Origin of the sequence: Allomuricauda ruestringensis DSM 13258 (assembly GCF_000224085.1) — a bacterium.
Taxonomy (GTDB): domain Bacteria; phylum Bacteroidota; class Bacteroidia; order Flavobacteriales; family Flavobacteriaceae; genus Flagellimonas; species Flagellimonas ruestringensis.
The window spans coordinates 727,930-745,993 of record NC_015945.1; the positions used below are offsets into that span (position 1 = coordinate 727,930).

General features: G+C 41.5%; 16 protein-coding genes. 7 read left to right on the forward strand and 9 right to left on the reverse strand.

The features are described 5' to 3' along the window. Entirely contained in the window at positions 1–477 is a 477-nt protein-coding gene (gene rpsG / locus MURRU_RS03360) for a 30S ribosomal protein S7 (RefSeq protein WP_014032015.1), read from the reverse strand. A 19-nt stretch (positions 478–496) separates the two neighbouring features. Further along, on the reverse strand, positions 497–871 hold the full coding sequence (gene rpsL / locus MURRU_RS03365) for a 30S ribosomal protein S12 (RefSeq protein WP_014032016.1): 375 nt from the start codon (positions 869–871) through the stop codon (positions 497–499). A 494-nt stretch (positions 872–1,365) separates the two neighbouring features. On the opposite strand from rpsL, the gene MURRU_RS03370 reads away from it, so the two are divergent. From MURRU_RS03370 to rlmB, 6 genes are all read left to right on the forward strand, one after another. Next, on the forward strand, positions 1,366–4,590 hold the full coding sequence (locus MURRU_RS03370; protein WP_014032017.1) for a SusC/RagA family TonB-linked outer membrane protein: 3,225 nt from the start codon (positions 1,366–1,368) through the stop codon (positions 4,588–4,590). 21 nt (positions 4,591–4,611) lie between these two features. Then, entirely contained in the window at positions 4,612–6,336 is a 1,725-nt protein-coding gene (locus MURRU_RS03375) for a SusD/RagB family nutrient-binding outer membrane lipoprotein (protein ID WP_014032018.1), read from the forward strand. Between the two features lie 19 nt (positions 6,337–6,355). Further along, a complete protein-coding gene (locus MURRU_RS03380; protein WP_014032019.1) occupies positions 6,356–7,240 on the forward strand; it encodes a hypothetical protein in 885 nt (294 codons plus the stop codon). A gap of 135 nt (positions 7,241–7,375) precedes the next feature. Then, the gene (locus MURRU_RS03385) at positions 7,376–8,119 is read left to right on the forward strand and encodes a hypothetical protein (RefSeq protein WP_014032020.1); all 744 of its coding nucleotides are present in this window, start codon (positions 7,376–7,378) and stop codon (positions 8,117–8,119) included. Positions 8,120–8,152: 33 nt separating this feature from the next. After that, a complete protein-coding gene (locus MURRU_RS03390; RefSeq protein WP_014032021.1) occupies positions 8,153–9,493 on the forward strand; it encodes an aryl-sulfate sulfotransferase in 1,341 nt (446 codons plus the stop codon). A gap of 91 nt (positions 9,494–9,584) precedes the next feature. Continuing rightward, entirely contained in the window at positions 9,585–10,316 is a 732-nt protein-coding gene (gene rlmB, locus MURRU_RS03395; protein ID WP_014032022.1) for a 23S rRNA (guanosine(2251)-2'-O)-methyltransferase RlmB, read from the forward strand. Here the strand turns inward: rlmB and MURRU_RS03400 are convergent. Beyond that, positions 10,313–11,041, reverse strand: coding sequence for a rhomboid family intramembrane serine protease (locus tag MURRU_RS03400; RefSeq protein ID WP_014032023.1), 729 nt, complete (start codon positions 11,039–11,041; stop codon positions 10,313–10,315). The two genes, rlmB and MURRU_RS03400, sit on opposite strands and share 4 nt — an antisense overlap. Positions 11,042–11,161: 120 nt before the next feature. Here MURRU_RS03400 and MURRU_RS03405 point away from each other — a divergent pair, with 120 nt between their 5' ends. Next, a complete protein-coding gene (locus MURRU_RS03405) occupies positions 11,162–12,439 on the forward strand; it encodes a replication-associated recombination protein A (RefSeq protein WP_014032024.1) in 1,278 nt (425 codons plus the stop codon). Here MURRU_RS03405 and MURRU_RS03410 read toward each other — a convergent pair. Genes MURRU_RS03410 through radC form a run of 6 tightly spaced genes read right to left on the reverse strand, consistent with a single transcriptional unit; the run spans position 12,436 to position 18,040 of the window. Next, on the reverse strand, positions 12,436–13,278 hold the full coding sequence (locus MURRU_RS03410; RefSeq protein WP_041801276.1) for a hypothetical protein: 843 nt from the start codon (positions 13,276–13,278) through the stop codon (positions 12,436–12,438). The two genes, MURRU_RS03405 and MURRU_RS03410, sit on opposite strands and share 4 nt — an antisense overlap. A gap of 13 nt (positions 13,279–13,291) precedes the next feature. Next, positions 13,292–14,752 carry a DUF5723 family protein gene (locus MURRU_RS03415; protein WP_014032026.1) on the reverse strand — a complete coding sequence of 487 codons (1,461 nt, stop codon included), beginning with the start codon at positions 14,750–14,752 and terminating at the stop codon, positions 13,292–13,294. Continuing rightward, positions 14,749–15,294: a hypothetical protein gene (locus MURRU_RS03420; protein ID WP_014032027.1), complete on the reverse strand. Its 546-nt coding sequence runs from the start codon at positions 15,292–15,294 to the stop codon at positions 14,749–14,751. Before MURRU_RS03420 ends, MURRU_RS03415 begins: the two co-directional genes overlap by 4 nt. Positions 15,295–15,351: 57 nt before the next feature. Then, entirely contained in the window at positions 15,352–16,041 is a 690-nt protein-coding gene (locus tag MURRU_RS03425) for a YjjG family noncanonical pyrimidine nucleotidase (protein ID WP_014032028.1), read from the reverse strand. Continuing rightward, on the reverse strand, positions 16,034–17,329 hold the full coding sequence (locus MURRU_RS03430) for a polysaccharide deacetylase family protein (protein ID WP_014032029.1): 1,296 nt from the start codon (positions 17,327–17,329) through the stop codon (positions 16,034–16,036). The genes MURRU_RS03425 and MURRU_RS03430 overlap by 8 nt, the downstream gene beginning before the upstream one ends. A 12-nt stretch (positions 17,330–17,341) precedes the next feature. Beyond that, on the reverse strand, positions 17,342–18,040 hold the full coding sequence (radC, locus tag MURRU_RS03435; protein WP_014032030.1) for a RadC family protein: 699 nt from the start codon (positions 18,038–18,040) through the stop codon (positions 17,342–17,344). Positions 18,041–18,064: the final 24 nt, after the last annotated feature.

Genomic DNA, 18,064 nt, shown 5'->3' on the forward strand with positions numbered 1-18,064 from the left:
TTAGAATCTAAAGTGCGAGAATGCTTTATTGGCCTCGGCCATCTTATGTGTATCTACTCTTTTCTTCACTGCAGCACCTTCTTCTTTGGCCGCCGCTAAAATCTCAGCTGCCAATTTCTGCGCCATGGATTTCTCGTTACGCTTTCTTGAAAAGCTGATCAACCATTTCATGGCAGTGGATATTTTTCTATCTGGACGAATCTGCATTGGAATCTGGAATGTTGCACCACCCACTCTTCTACTACGAACTTCTACGTGGGGCATAACATTTGAAAGGGCATCCTTCCACAGTTCCAATCCCGTTTTTTCTTCGTCAGTGTTCTTTTCGTCAACAATTTCAATTGCATCATAAAAAATCTTGAATGCAACTGATTTTTTACCGTCCCACATCATCATGTTCACAAAACGCGTAACAAGTTGATCGTTAAATTTTGGATCTGGTAATAACGGTCTCTTTTTTGCCTGTTTTTTTCTCATCTCTTCTTCTTAAAAATGATTAATTTTTAGGACGCTTTGCACCATACTTAGATCGTCGTTGCGTTCTGCCCGCAACACCTGCGGTATCCAATGCACCACGAACGATATGATATCGCACACCAGGCAAATCCTTTACTCTTCCGCCTCTAACCAATACTATCGAGTGCTCTTGGAGGTTGTGACCTTCACCGGGGATATATGCGTTCACCTCTTTACCGTTGGTCAACCTTACCCTTGCAACTTTACGCATTGCAGAGTTTGGTTTTTTAGGTGTAGTGGTGTAAACACGCGTACAAACCCCTCTTCTTTGAGGACACGAATCCAAAGCAGCCGATTTACTCTTCTTGGTAATTGTGGCCCTTCCTTTTCGTACTAATTGTGAAATTGTTGGCATTAAATTTCTTTTAAAAACTAAATAACCCTCATTTTGAGGGCTGCAAATGTAGTAATTATTCCCAATAATTCAAATCCCCAGTAATTAAATTTCAACCAGAAGCAAAAAAATTCAAAACCAACACAACTCTACACATCAAAAAGACCAAGAAAAAGCAAAAAAATTGGTATATATATTAAGGTATGGGAACTCAAAGTAAAAATTCACACCTTCTTAACACTGCCCTTAACCCCTAATCATAACATATCAATTCCAGTAAAACCTTTAAAAAAACAACTTTTGAAAACCAGGCCTTTCCCATTTATGGGGTCTTAAAACCAATATTTACATTAAGAACAATTACACCCCCTTCAAATTACAGAGTTATTAATGAACTTAAATGATTTTGCAGTTATCTCATTTAATGACCTACTCTTAAAGATTTTATAAAATTAGTTTGGATTATTAACATGAAATTATGATTTTAGCGATTAGCTAATTCAAATAATTTAACAATGAGAACAAAACTTAATGGATTGTTAACGCTATTATTGGCGTTTGTTGTGCATATATCCTATGCGCAAGACAAGACGATTACAGGTACAGTTACGGATGCCAATGGGCTCCCGCTGCCTGGGGTCAACATTGTCGTTGAAGGGACCACAACAGGTACCCAAACAGATTTTGATGGAAATTACGCTATTAGTGCTAGTGAGGGGCAAACATTGCTTTTCACTTACATTGGGCAAAGACCCTCGACAAAAGTTGTCGGCGCCAGCAGCGTAATCAATGTTCAAATGGTGGAAGACACCCAGGCCCTTGAAGAGGTAATTGTTACCGCCCAAGGTATCAAGCGTGAAAAGAAAGCCTTGGGTTATGCGGTTTCGTCTGTTGGCGAAGAGGACTTGGAACAGCGTGCCGATGGTGATGTTGCTAGAGTGCTTTCCGGTAAAGCTTCCGGTGTAAACATTACCGCTGCTGGTGGTATGTCCGGTTCTGGTACTAACGTTGTAATCCGGGGTTTAAGCTCCTTTAGCGGGAGCAACCAGGCGCTTTTTGTAGTGGACGGCGTCCCTTTTAGTAGCGATACCAACGCTCAGGGCAACTTCCTTGATGGAAACACAGGTTCTTCCAGGTTCTTGGATTTGGACCCGAACAACATTGCCAGTGTGGAAGTACTTAAAGGTTTGGCCGCTGCCACCCTATATGGTACACAAGGTAAGAATGGTGTAATCTTAATTACCACTAAAGCTGGTTCTGGCGAAGGTGGTGCCAAAAAAACAGAGATTACGGTAAACCAATCTTATTTTGTCAATGCCATGGCTTCCTTGCCAGATTATCAGGATGAGTACGGTGGTGGTTTCGACCAATCTTTTGGGTGGTTCTACAGTAACTGGGGACCTAAATTCGAAAGAGGTGGAGTTGCAGGATGGGGAAATCAACCTGCTATCGACGACAACGGTACGCTTCCACACCCTTATTCAACAACTGCGATTCAAGCCACAAGGGATGCCTTCCCAGAGCTGCAAAACGCAAGATATGAATGGAGACCTTACGATAGCGTTGAAAACTTCTTTAGACCAGGCGGTGTAAGCAATACATCCATCAACATTAACGGTGGCACTCAAGATGGTAGTACATCATTCAACGTTAACCTAGGTTACTTGAATGATGAAAGTTTTGTTCCTGGCAACGATTTACAGCGTTTTAATATCTCTGTTGGTGGTAGAACACAACTTACCAACAAATTTACCATTAGCGCTGCCATGAACTATTCCAGAACTGACTACCGCACCCCTCCAGTTGCGGCAAGTAGAGGTAATGGTAGTTTAGGTTTCTCTACGTTCGGTGCTGTATTCTTTACACCAAGAAACGTTGACTTGATGGGATTGCCTTTTGAAAATCCCATTGACAATTCCAGTGTGTACTATAGAAATGGTAACGACATCATGAACCCAAGATGGATTGTGAAAAATGCACAAAATTCCCAGTTGACCAACAGGTTCTTCTGGAATGCTTCTGCCAACTACGCACTTTCCGACAATTTGGATCTAACCTATAGAGCAGGTATGGACTTCTATACCGAAAGAAACACTCAATATTCGAATAAAGGTGGTGTTACTTTCAACAATGCCATTTTCGGTTTCTTGAACACATACGATAACAACAATACCATCTGGGACCACTACTTGGCACTTAATGGTAACTATGACCTTTCAGAAAAATTGGGTATGACTTTCACCGCTGGTGCAACAACAAGGTCTACCACGTTTGATCAGCAAGGGGTTCAAAGTACAGGACAGTTGGTTTATGGCGTAGTACGTCACTTTAACTATTCCAACCAATTACCTATCCAGTATACCGAAAGAAGAAACATCGCCGGTGTTTTGGGTCAGGTAACTTTGGATTATGACAACATGTTGTTCTTAACAGGTTCTACCAGAACGGACTGGGTATCCAACTTGATTACGGAAAACAATAGTAAAACGTACCCCAGTGGAAGTATTTCTTTCTTGCCAACGGCCGCTTTCCCAGAATTGCAGTCGCAAGGAGGTCTTAACTTCTTAAAGTTGAGAGCAGGTATCGGGTCTTCCGCTACTTTCCCAACGGCTTACCCTACTGTAGGTATTGTTGAGCAGAACACGCAAGTATTTGGTGAAGGTGGGGAGATTACCACAAACCAAGTTGCAAACTTTAAAGCAAATCCAGATTTGAAGCCTGAGCTATTGTCTGAATTCGAATTAGGTTTTGAATCAAGATTTTTCAATAGCAGAGTTTCTTTGGATTTCACATACTTTGACCGTACAACTACCGACTTGATCGTGCGTGAACCATTATCCCCATCTACAGGATTTACCTTTACGCAGAGCAATGTTGGTAAAATTGAAGGTGACGGTATTGAAATTGATGCCTCGGTGGACTGGTTCAGAAGTGATTCTCCCGATGGATTTAGCTGGAACACTAGAGCAAACTTCTCTACGTACAAGCCAGTAGTAACAGAGCAAGAGCAGGACATTATCATTTACGCAGGTAGCTCTACCCTGTTTGTAGGTGGTAACGCTGCAATTGAAGGTAAGCCTCTCGGGGCCATGGTAGGAACAGCGGTCGGTAGAGATGCAGACGGCAACCTATTAGTGAACGATGCCGGTGATTATGTAATTGTAGAACAAGATTTGGATGGAAATGTTCCTGTAATTGGTGATCCAAACCCAGATTACATAATGAACATCATCAACACCATGTCCTTCAAAAATTGGAGCTTCGGTTTCCAATTGAGCCATACCAAAGGTGGCGACATCATGTCAAATACAATCGCCACCCTTCTAGGTCGTGGTTTGATTACCGAAACTTTGAACAGAGAGAACACTTACATATTGCCAGGTGTATTGCAAAGTACAGGTGAAGTGAACAACAAACAGACAAACAATGCGTCTTACTACTTCGATAACGTTTTGTTCGGTCCTGCCGAATTGAAAGTTTATGATGCTTCCGTAATCAGATTGCAAGAAGTTTCTTTAGGCTATTCGTTCCCGAAAAAGTTCTTGGACAAAACTCCATTTGGAACTTTGACCATTACCGCCCAAGGATTCAACCTTTGGTATGATGCATACAACACGCCAGATAGCGCCAACTTTGATCCAAACGTTCAAGGTGCGGGAATCGGTAACGCCCAAGGATTCGATTTCATCAACGGACCTAGCGCTAGGAAATACGGTTTAAGCGTCAAAGCATCGTTTTAAATAAAAAATAGCTAAAATATTATGAAAAATATAGGTAAATATATAACCGTTGTCTTTCTACTAGCAGGATTATTAAATTCTTGTGAGACAACCGATCTGGACCTCCTAGTGAGTCCTAACGATCTTGCTGCCGACCAGGCAGACCCAGCATTGCTTCTGAATTCTATTCAGCTTGCCTACGCTGGCAACATTTATGATTTCAGCATCTTGGGAGGTGAATTAACCAGGATTGAGTACATGAGCGGAAGAAACTACTTCAACAACTACCCAGGCTCAACTCTGGACGATGTCTGGGAAAGAACCTACAGTAGCGGTTGGGGAGATGATGAAGTATATTCAACAGATTATGATTTGGGTATCTTTTCCAATGTTCAACGATTAGAAGACATCGACGCAACCAGCGATGTGGATTATTCTTTCCATATTGCAGTGGGCAAAACAATTCAGGCCCACATGCTTATGTTAATAACCGATTATATTGGTTCAGCCGTTTATTCAGAAGCCGGAGACCCAGACCAGTTCCCAGCCCCTGTATTGGACGATGGAGCAGCTGTTTATGCCAGTGCATTGGCGTTGTTGGACGAAGCTGAAAGTTTGTTTGCCACAAATCCAGGAACAGTTGGAGCTACAGACTTCTACTATGGTGGTGATTCTTCCTTGTGGATCAAAGCAGTAAACTCGTTAAGACTAAAAGCTTATATTACCACAGGTAACACTGCCGCTTTTGATGCTGTAATCGCTGGAAACAATTATATTGATGAGGCCGAGGAAGATTTTCAGTTCCAATATGGAAGTCGTGAATTGCAACCAGATACCCGTCATCCTAACTACGCTGATGATTACACGCCAAGCGGCGCTGACAATTACCGCGCCCTTTGGTTAATGGAGTATATGCAAAATGTGGACGACCCAAGATTGCGTTACTATTTCTATCGTCAAGTTGCCGAAACTCCAGGAGCTCCTGGAGTTGACCCCAACGAAGAAACCTTGGCGTGCTCCTTGGCCGTACCTCCAATTCACTATCAAGAAAGTGAGTGGGCGTACTGTAGCTTGCCCAATGGTTACTGGGGAAGACAACATGGTAACAACGAAGGTACACCACCAGACGGTTTCACAAGAACTGCAATCGGTGTTTACCCAGCTGCTGGTAAATTTGACGACAGTGATTTTGCTGTAGATGAAGATGATCCCAGCTATGATCCAACAGTAGGTTTGGGCAAAGGCGGTGGAGGAGCCGGTATTCAGCCCATCATCCTTTCATCCTATGTAGATTTTTGGAGAGCTGATAACGCCATGGCCAAAGGTGAATCTGATGCAGTAGTGGCTGATTTTTTCGAATCCGCTTTGACCAAATCCATGGCAAAAGTAAAACCATTTGCTGCTTTGGATCCAACTGCCGATTTAAGTTTTGAGCCTTCAGGAACAGACGTAACAACTTGGATAGATGGAATTATTGCCGATTTCCTAGCAGCTACTGGAGATGATCAAATGAACATCTTTGCCGATCAATATTTTGTTACTCTGTATGGTGGTTCGGCCGAGGCCTACAACTATTATAGAAAAACAGGATATCCAACGAACTTGGCCCCAAACTGGGAAGCTAATCCAGGACCGTTCCCAAGAACCTTCCTTTACCCTCAAACCGAGGTTATCACAAATCCGAATTTGACACAAAAAACGGATATGACAGGACAGGTTTTCTGGGATACAAATCCGGCATCACCAGCATTCCCAGAAGCTCAATAACATAAAAAAATTGAAAATCATGAAATTTATAAATAAATCACTTTTAGCCGCAGCTCTAGCGCTAGTAGGATTCACATTCAATTCGTGTGATGATGGTGACGCTGTGATTGACGAAGTATTTGCCAATACCACAAGTGGTATTGTGCTAAGAACAGTGAATGTGGAATCGGACGAACTGCCCATTGGGCAATCCGACTCCTACTTTGCTGTCGAATTAGAAATGCAGGACGAAGAAGACGGTGCCCTGGTAGAAAGCCTGGATGTATTCGTCTCCTTTAAAGACAACACAATTGAAGAAGGAGGAACAGACTTTAGTGCTACCGAGGTTCAAGTTGGGACCGTTTCCAGTTCTGAGTTCACTATTGGAGAATATGGATTTCCAAGATACTCCTATAGCATCACTCTTCCAGAAATGTTAAGTGCTCTTTCTCTATCCGAGTCAAACGTAGATGGAGGCGATGTATTCTCCATCCGTTTTGCAGCCAATTTGGTAGACGGTAGAACGTTCTCAAACGGTCAAAACACAGATACCTCTACAGGATCTTTCTTTGCATCTCCGTTCCAATACAATGCAACGGTTGTATGCCCTCCAACTCCTCCAACTCCTGGGGAATGGACGATAGATATGCAAGATTCCTATGGAGATGGATGGAACGGTGCTTCAGTCTTGATAACCATTGACGGTGAGGCTACCAACTATCTAATAGAAGATGGAGCTTCAGCTTCTGAGTCTTTCAATGTTCCTGATGGAACTGAGGTTATCTCCATTGAATTTGTATCTGGAGATTGGGATTCTGAAATAACCTTTCAAGTCACCTCTGCGAACGGTAATGTGATTTTGGATTTAGGTCCAAGTCCTACTGCCGAAATTGAATTGTTGAACTACTGCTTGGACAACTTATAGTCCATCAAGTATTCAAACACAAAAAAGCCTGGATTAATAAATTCAGGCTTTTTTTGTTCTTAATTAGAATTATCCTACTTAATTTCTTATCTTTTTAATCACAAAAACACACACAATACATTAACATTCAATTACATGAAAAAATTCATCACACCATTACTACTATTTCTAACGGTCAATCTAATGTCGGCTCAGTATGCCGGTCAAGTAGCATCGGGCAGTTCATACAACGCTGCGTCCAGTGCCCTGGTCTCGACTGTAATTGGCGATATGGATGATCAATATGATCGCTTATCAAAACAAACAGGAATTGACGATTTTGCTGGTTCCCCGTATACGAATGATACATTTGTGCAAACCCCTGTTTTTTATGATGACGAAAGTATGGGCTCTTACTTTTACAGATACAATGCATACAACGAAGAGATTGAAATAAAAAAAACCAATTTATCAGAAGAAAAGATAGCTGCACTTACCAAAGATAAATCCATAAAAGTGATGGTAAACGGTAAACCTATGGGCTTTGCCACCTTTATCGACAAAAAAGGAAATACCCTGAACGGCTATCTAACCACAGTTTTAGATGGCAAAACCTACGACCTCTACAAAAGAGTAAATGTGAAGTTTACCGAAGGCCAGAAAGCACAAAACTCCTTTGTTAAGGCTGTTCCCAATAGGTTTACACACTTTATTGAATACTACTACCAAGAAAAAGGTGTGAACAGAATAGACGAGATTCCTTCAAAAACCAACAAAATTGCCAAACTGTTCAAAGAGCCGTTAAAATCAGAGTTGAAAAATTACATTAAGGACAATAATTTAGATGTTAAGGGGGAATCGGATTTAATTAAAGTCTTCAACTACCTGAACGAGAAATAACATATTCTTTTTCCTTAATTAATCAACCTGCACATGTTAAAATCATCAATCAAAACATCTCTGGCATTAATTTGTTCCACACTCCTTTTATCATGCTCCAACAACGACAACTCCATCACTCCAGATAAGTCAGGAGAAGAAACCCCGGAACAAGGAGAAACACCAACAGAAGAAACTCCACAAGAAAACAACGAAGAGGTTGTGGAAGGTGATTTGGGCACGGTAACCTACTTTAACAAAGCTTTGGCAGAAGACCATTACATCCTGGTAAACGATGCCATGAGCAACCGTGTTTATTTAATGGACAAAAATGGTGATTTGGTGTACGAATGGCCATTGGGAGACCGTAAAATCGGAAACGATGTTGTACTGCTTGAAGATGGAACACTTTTGGCCGCATTACAAGCCGAAGGACCCGATATATTGTTTGGTGGCTTTGGAGGGAAAATTCAGATAATCGACAAAGAAGGCAATGTGCTGTGGGATTTCACCTATTCCAATAGCAACCACCGTTTGCACCACGATGTAGAATTATTGCCCAACGGCAACGTGTTGGGCATTGCATGGGAAAAAATGACCCAGGAAGAATCCTTGGCCAATGGCTCCAAACACAATACCGACCTTTACCCAGAATCCATTCTGGAAATTAATCCTACCACGGATGAGATTGTTTGGGAGTGGCATGCCAAAGACCATTTAATCCAAGATTTTGATGATACCAAATTAAATTTTGGGGAGGTCGCAGCAAACCCGCAATTGATTGACCTAAATTATGTAAATGCAGAAAACGGCAATATTATGCACATTAACGGTCTTGGTTACGATTCCATTAACGACCTGATATTTTTGAGCGTTAATTTTTACAGCGAAGTATGGGTCCTCGACCACAGCACCACAACCGAAGTAGCGGCAACCCACTCGGGCGGAAGTTATGGAAGAGGCGGAGACCTGGTGTATCGCTTTGGCAACCCAAGTGCCCATGGTGACGATGATTCCGAAAGAATATTTGTAAACAACCATTACCCAAATTTATTTGAGCCTGGAAAAATGCTCATTTTCACCAATGGGGGTGATCTCGAACAATCCACTGTCCATGAACTGGCGCTTCCCGATGCACTTGACCAAAAGTCGGTTCCAAACCTTACCAATCCTGAAATCCTGTGGAGTTTCACAGATACTGAACTGTATTCCCCAAAAGTTTCTGGAGCAGTTCGTCTTCCCAATGGAAACACCCTTATTACCGAAGGTGACTATGGCATTTGGGAGGTTACGACCGAAGGAGAAGTAGTATGGAAGTTTTCCGGAGATGGTTTTTTCTGGAGATCATACCATTATGCTAAGGATCACCCCGGAATTATTGCTTTAGATCTATAAATCATTGCTTCAAAACATCTTAAAAAATAATGCACCCATTGGAAGTGGATAGGTTACTTTATTGCATCTTTGCATTTAAATTGCAATAATAATGAGCAGTCAAATCTATGGAATAAGAGCGGTTATGGAAGCCATTAACGCCGAACAGCCCATCAACAAGATATTTATCCAAAAGGGTCTCAAAGGCGAACTTTACAAAGAACTGGAATCTTCTGTTCGTAAAAATGGCCTTAGCCTATCCTATGTACCGGTTGAAAAACTGAACCGCCTTACCCGAAACAACCATCAGGGTGTAGTGGCGCAAATATCCCCCGTACAGTTTCATCAATTTGAAGAATTGGTGGAACAAGTGCTATCCAAAGAACAACTCCCCTTGTTTTTGATGCTCGACGGAGTTTCAGATGTTCGAAATTTTGGTGCCATTATCCGTACTGCGGAATGCTGTGGTGTACATGGCATCATTATTCCAAAAAATGGGGCCGCCCCCATTACGGATGACACCGTAAAAACCTCTGCCGGCGCAGCTTTTAATGTGCCCATTGCCAAAGTGGACCATCTAAAAGATGCCATTTTCTACCTGCAATCTTCAGGTATTGTGATTACCGGAGCTACCGAAAAAGCCAAAGATGAGATTTACGGAGTAGATTTTAACCAACCTACGGCCATAATTATGGGGTCAGAAGAAAAAGGCATCTCCCCTTCTACCCTAAACATTATCGATCACCAAGCAAAACTCCCGCTATTGGGCAAAATTGGTTCGTTAAATGTTTCCGTGGCCTGTGGTGTTTTTCTTTATGAGGTGGTTCGGCAAAGAAATAATTAAGAATCTTCCTCATCAGATTCCCTGTAATGGTACCTGATTTCGATTTTTTGTTCAGACTCTTCCGTAGTGGTCTCAATAAAATTACCATCTTCATCAAAATGTTTTAGGAAAGGGTCGTCCTCTTCCTTGTAATCTTCCCGTTCCCAATCGTACTTACGAACCTCGGGAATCCGAACCTTGGTGACCAGGGCAAGCGCAAGCCCCGTGGCAAATCCAGCAAGGTGCCCTTCCCACGATATGCCATCCTTTACAGGAAAAATATACCAAATCATGCTCCCGTAAATAAAAACCACAATCAATGACAGTGCTACCAACCGATAATGTTTGGCAAAAATTCCTTTAAAAAAAATAAAACTCGCCAACAAATAAATTACACCACTCGCGCCAATGTGGTACGATGGTCGCGCAATTGCCCAAGTAAGCAATCCAGACACCAGTGTCCCGAACAATAATATCCGAAGCGCCGCACTTTGGTAAAAATAGAACAGAAATGCCGTCAACACGGCCAATGGAATGGTATTGTTGTACAAGTGCTTTATGGAACCATGAATAAATGGGCTAAAGAGCACTCCTTTTAATCCGGATAACCTTCTTGGGTAAACTCCATAATCGTTTAGATTGATGCCAAACTGCACCTCAACCCAAAAAACAATCCAAATAGAAAGTGCGGCCACCAATGGCGCCAATACTACTGTATTAGAAAACTTAAATGTATCTGAACCCATATACTCACAAAATCAAACATCCCGCCACAACCTTAAATTTATACAAATTGTCAGGTCGAAAACAAAAATCCTTTCCAAAGTAAGAACAATGGACCATCAAATTTATTTTATTTTTACTCCATGAACGAACCTTTGGCAGAACGCATACGGCCTAAAACTTTAGAAGATTACATCAGTCAACAACATTTGGTGGGAAAGCAAGGCGCTTTGACCACCCAAATCAAAAACGGTGTTATCCCATCCCTGATTTTTTGGGGTCCTCCTGGAACGGGAAAAACCACCTTGGCCAACATTATTGCATCTGAAAGCCAACGGCCCTTTTACACTTTGAGTGCCATTAGCAGTGGTGTAAAGGATGTTCGAGAGGTAATTGACAAAGCAAAGCAAAGTGGTGGCTTGTTCACATCGAAGAATCCCATTCTTTTTATTGATGAAATCCACCGTTTCAGTAAATCCCAACAGGATTCATTACTCGGTGCGGTGGAAAAAGGTTGGGTGACACTTATTGGGGCAACAACGGAGAATCCCAGTTTTGAAGTGATACCCGCGCTTTTATCAAGATGTCAAGTATACACCCTGAACCCATTTGGAAAGGATGACCTTATTGCACTGTTGGAACGGGCCATTAAAACGGATTCCCATCTTTCCAAAAAACAAATTGAACTGAAGGAAACGGAAGCATTGTTACGCCTATCGGGGGGAGATGGACGAAAATTACTCAACATTTTCGAATTGCTAATCAATTCGGAGGGTAACAACAAAATTACCATCACCAACGATTTAGTGCTCAATAAGGTTCAGAAAAACACGGTGCTGTACGACAAAACCGGGGAACAGCATTATGATATTATTTCAGCCTTTATAAAAAGTATTCGGGGAAGCGACCCAAATGCCGCTGTATATTGGTTGGCCCGTATGATCGAGGGCGGTGAAGATGTAAAATTTATTGCAAGGCGAATGATCATCTTGGCATCCGAAGATATTGGAAATGCGAATCCCACGGCCCTTGTGTTGGCCAACACCACCTTCCAATCCGTTACCACTATTGGATACCCTGAAGCTAGGATAATTTTGAGTCAATGTGCTACCTATTTGGCAAGTTCGCCAAAAAGTAATGCCAGTTACATGGCCATTAACGAAGCCCAACAAAAAGTACGTCAAACCGGAGACCTTTCAGTGCCTATTCCGCTCCGGAATGCCCCTACCAAATTGATGAAGGATTTGGGGTATGGAAAAGGATATGACTATGCCCATAACCACGAAAATAATTTTGTGGATTTTGAATTTCTTCCTGATGAAATTTCCGGAACTACATTTTATAAACCTGGAAACAACCCAAGGGAAAATTCCATGAAGGACTTTTTAAAGAAAAGATGGAAAAACAAGTATGATTTTTAGAACTTGATATTCAGTTCTTTCTGTACTTTTTTACCGTTCTCGGAATATTCCAACAGCCATTTGCCGTCTTTTTGAAAGACCACTGCATTATTGCCCTGGAAATCGGTCATAAAAACATTTTCCATCGAAGTAGCTTCCAACCTTAGTACAACTTTCGGTGTACTGTCCACCAATTGATAGCCATTTTCGGTAGGTTGGGCATATAAAAGGCTTGTGGGAATCGTGGCCATCTTATCCTTATCGGAGCCCCTTACAATTGATGATGGTTTTGGCTCTACACTTTTGTAAACCTGTTCTTCTAAAGTGGCCTTTTGTTCCACAACGTGCTCTTTGGACTCTTTCTCAACAGATTTTACATCATCCTTAAAACTAACGGTAACTGGTGCTTCACTCTTTACTTCTTCTTTTTTGGGCTCATAGGCATAATCCATACCGGCATAAGAAACAAATGCTTTCTGAATGGCATCCTTATAGGCTTCATCATACTCTTTGATCTTACTTTTTCCCTCAACGGACCTAAATACCTCAACATTGTTACAATCCTTGAGGGTAATGGTCACTTTTGTGGAAAAAAGCGAGGAATCATCAACCAAGTCGGCTATAAGTCCTAAACATCTATTGCCTGCCAAATCTACAGGCATAGCATCATCATAAACAACATTAAAACCGTTTTGTTCAAAAAAATATTTTACCAAAGTGCTGGTCTGATACTCGTTTACTGATTTGAATGCGTCAAACTTCTTTGGGACAATAATATATTTATAATTGTTCAGTTGTGCGTTTACGGCACCGCCCAATCCCATTGCCAAAAGCAATATGTACAATACTTTAGATTTCATATAGTAAAAGTAATCAATTACTGTTCCAAGATATGATATTAAATCCGAACTGTAAAGAGGCGTAATGGCTATCGGCCACATTACTATAACTTAAAAGGTTGTCTGCCAGGACATAAAAGTTAACAGGCCCCAATTGAAGATTTGCACCCAATCCGATATTTGTAAAAGAATATTTATCAACGGTATACGTGGCTTTTAAGGAAGCTGTCCTTCCAAACCTTCTTTGGTAAAAACCGGTCAATGCGGCCTGTACGCCCCGAGGTCTTTTCATCATAAACAATTGGCCCCCAACACTGTTCCTATAATAATCGCGATTGCTTCCTCCTCCCCCATTAACAGCACATCCACAATTTTCGAACAAGGGTCTTTCTCCTCCTTCACCAAAATCGTGTCTAACAGAACCATAAACCTTAATTGGCCTTAATGAAATATAACTGGATTGGTTTTCGCCATGGGGCAGCGCCCCATCAATCTCATCAATGAGTTCTTGCCATAAATCGTTGTTCACATTGTTGATGTCCTCTGGAAGAAAAACAGAGATCCCGTCGGTAGTTGTGCTACCGCTAAAGGTGTAATTCCATACATCTTTGGAGTTATTGATAAACCCAATATCCAAAACACTTCCTGTTATTGTGGTCTGCGGGTTAAGATTATAGCTAAAACCAAAATCAAAACCAAGTCCAAGGTTTCCGCCCAATAATACCCGCTCCGTAAAAACACTTGCCAAATCCTTTTGTGTGGTTCCCGTATCTTCTTCAATAATATCGTAAAATTCCTTTATCCCTGCCGTTTGGAGTTCCATATCAGCATTAATCGTGCTTTCGTAAACATTGTTTTGACCCTGCCTTGTAGTAAAGGAACCTGAGTTATTTATGGACTGGAATTGAAAAATACTGGAATATATTTTAGCCCTGGCACCCAAGGTAAGTACTGTGCTCACCTTTCTATTGATTCCAAAATGAAACACATTGATCATCTCTCCACGAAGATTTAAATCCCCTAGATCAAAACTCCGGCCAATGTTGTTGCCTCCATTACCTTCAAATGCCAAAATAGCCAAATCCTTGGGCCAATACGAGATAATGTCCATTTCACCGTACATTCCAAAGGAATAGTAGTCGTCCGGCCTGTTTTTACCTCTAAAACCCACGGTAATTCCCTCTATCTGACTTGTAGTACTGAAATCATCCTTGTCCCGCATTACATCCAACAACCGCTCTTGGACTTTTGTGGTAAAATCAACACCGTCGTTGGCAAAGAGGTCGTTCACGGTAACACCACTGGTTGCGCCTTGTACAGATAGTCCAGAAATCACAGGAATTCCAGCATGCCATTTTTGCGATGTCTTTACTCCCGGATTTACCATCAAAGATTGTGGGATTTCATAAAAATCGTACAACAACTCCTTGTTTTGGGCAAGAACGGTGGTGCTACAAAATAGTGCAATCAATATAAGTTTTAGGGCTATTCTCATTGTAGTTGAAATACAAATTGTGCTCCTGAGCGTAAAATAATTTTAGGGTCTTCGGCCGACGAAACACTGGTGCCATCACTCAAATTATTGGCTGTAATCCGAAGGCTGGATGTGTTTGTGAGTATATCAATGCTTTTACCCCCGGGGCCATAGGGAATATCCCAAGTTTCAGAAGAGTTTGCTTCAATAGTAAAGGGTTCCGTGTCCAATAATTGTCCTGCATCATCCAAAAATTCAATGATTATCTGCAATTCCTTGCTGGTGGTATTATCCATCTCGTAGGTAATGACACCCTCCAAAAGACGCTCTGCCACATATTGCTCATTGAATGCCTCAAAATTGATCTCTTGGGAATAAAAAGAGTTTAGTGGCCCTGCTGCGTTTATGGTCTCTTCATCGGATTCCAAATAAAAAAGACCCGAGGCCAACGTTGGGGTTACCCTTAAATCATCAATCTGATCAAAATCTTGTTCTTCGGTACATGAAGCAATGAAAAATAAAAGGCTAGCCGCCAAGAAGACTGAATGGAATAATCTTTTCATAGCCAAAAACATTTTCGAGTGTCAAAATAATGAGGGTATACCACTCTTAATATAACTCTATAAAATGTTTTTTATTTCAATAAGGTCGTCAATCATTGTACATTCACCATGGTTGGAATCTTTATGGAAATTGTAATGGAGTACCTGCATTCCCATGGCTTTTGCCCCCAATATATCTGCTTCGAGGTTATCCCCGACCATCAATGAGTTTTGTGGCTCTACCTGTGCCATATCCAGTGCAAGCTCAAAAATATAGCGATTTGGTTTCTTGACCCCCGCCATTTCGGAATCAATAATTTTTTGAAAATAATGATTAATCCCGCTTCCTTTTAGTTTTCTTGCCTGTACTTCTTGAAATCCGTTTGTAATGATGTGCAATTTGTATCTTGGAAAGAGATATTCCAAAGTCTCCACGGTATTGGGCAACAAATGGGTAAAAGATGATAGGTGTGCAATATAATCGTTGGCCAATACATTGATTACCTCATCGGAAACATGCATGTGGAGCGCATCAAAAGTTCGTTTTAAACGTTGATAACGCAGTTCGGACTGACTAATCCCATTCTCACGGTACAATGCCCACATTTGCATATTGATGGGCGCATACACCTCTAAAAAACCGTCCAAATCCACCTTCACTTTATTATCCACCAATATTTTGGCAAACGTAAGGGCCGAGTTTTTCTCAAAGTCCCAAAGGGTGTGGTCCAAATCAAAAAAGATATCGGTTACTTCGTAATCAAACATAATAGCGTTTTAAAATGGATTGATAGAGCTCCATCCAATCCAATTGTTGCTTGCCCCCCAAGAGTTCGTTGGAAAAAACCAGAACAAAGTCACCCCTGACTTGCTTCACCAATCGGTACACCTTATCCATTTTCTCAAAAACCTCGTCCTTTTTCTTATACTTGACCAAGGCATAGTCGTGCATGGCAAAGGGGTGTATTTTTATCGGCTGCCTTACCTCGGTGTTAATATCATAAAAATAAAAAGGTGTACAGGTACCTGCCCTAAACCCGATTTCGTGCGTGTATCCCATAGAAAAATCATCCGTGAACTCGGTCTCTACCAAGTTCCTGTATGTAGCTGGAACATTCACTTTGTTATATCTAAGCCTGGCATAACTTATGGACCTGTTGATCAGGTTTCCCAATTGCTTTTTTTCTTCCCGTAGTACATTTTTGTCCGATGTGGATACAAAGGAGGTGCTTAGGGAAACAACGCTATAATCTGCCACGGACTTGATCAAATAACGAAACTTATTGTTGTTGGTAGATACATTTTTATCGTGGGCCGAATGCTTGGCGAACTGAAAAAAGAACATGGTCTTTATTGGGAACTTTTTATGGATATCCACCAACTCAAAGAAATTATCGTAAGGGTCTTTTTTAAGCCTCAACAGGACTGAGAATCGTTCCCAAACATCCCTGAATCTAAAATTCCCCAAATCCAGCAAAAAGCCACCGAGAGTACGTGAAATTCCGCGCATGGCATAGGCGTGCGACGTAGTGACGTTAATAATGGAAGTGAAGCTATAACTCTTTTCCTTGGTCTCCAAATCTGGAAAACGTTCTTTTAAAGCCTCCAATAGCTTGTAGGCCCAGAGATCAACCACAGGTAGTTCCAAAAAATTATTTTGATAAGCTATGCTTTCCTTTACTGGAAACCTGCCTACACTATCCTTAACATGAGGCAGATATTCTTCGTACCTGCTCAAAAGAAAAAAACTGGCCGAAAAAATATCAAAGGGAATGGCACTCTTCTCTCCTGAAGAAAAAAAACAGGGAATACCATCCCAATCCGAAACCTTTATCTCCAAATCGTTGATACCCTGTTCGAACAAAAGGTCGTTGCTCCGCACAAAAAACTCGTTTTGCAAGGGCTGCTTGGAATAAGTCATCTTGGGCCCATTATGCTTTATAAAGTCCTCGACCTTTGTGGTAAATCCCATCTCCACCCCTAAGATTTTCTCAAAAATCTGCTTGGCGGTATACGTTAATCGGTTGGTTACCTTATGGGTAAAAATCAATAACATAGGCAAAATGAGCTATAGTATTCCTTTATCCGCAAAACTTACATATTGATTTCGGGCCAAAATCAAATGGTCCAATATTTTTATGTCCAAAGCTTCGGAAGCGGTTTTCAGTTTTTCGGTCAACTGCTTGTCGGCCATGCTTGGTTTTAAGGTTCCTGATGGATGGTTATGGGCGAGAATAATCCCCACAGCTCCAAGTTCCAATGCCTGTCTCAAAACCAATCTAACATCCACCAGAGTTCCTGTGATTCCTCCTTTGCTCAACTGGGCTTTGTGCACAACCTTGTTGGAATTGTTTAAATACACAATCCAAAACTCCTCATGCGGAAGCTCCCCAATTAAAGGGTAAAGCAGTTCATAAGCATCATGACTGCTCTGTATTTTAATTATTTTGGAAGTATTCTCCAAGCGTCTTCTCCTACCCACTTCCAATGCAGCTGCAATGCTCACGGCTTTGGCCTCTCCAATCCCTTTGAATCGCATCAATTGGTTTACTGAGAGCTTGCCCAATTCATTCAAATTATGGTCCACGGAGGCCAAAATCCTTTTGGAAAGCTCCACGGCACTTTCGTTTCTACTACCTGAACCGATCAAAATGGCAATTAGCTCCGCATCAGACAGTACAAAGCTGCCTTTTTGCACCAGTTTTTCCCTTGGCTTGTCATCATCTGCCCAATTTTTAATGGAAAAGGAAGCTAGTTTTTCTTGCATGGCCTAAAGATAGGAGAATAATTT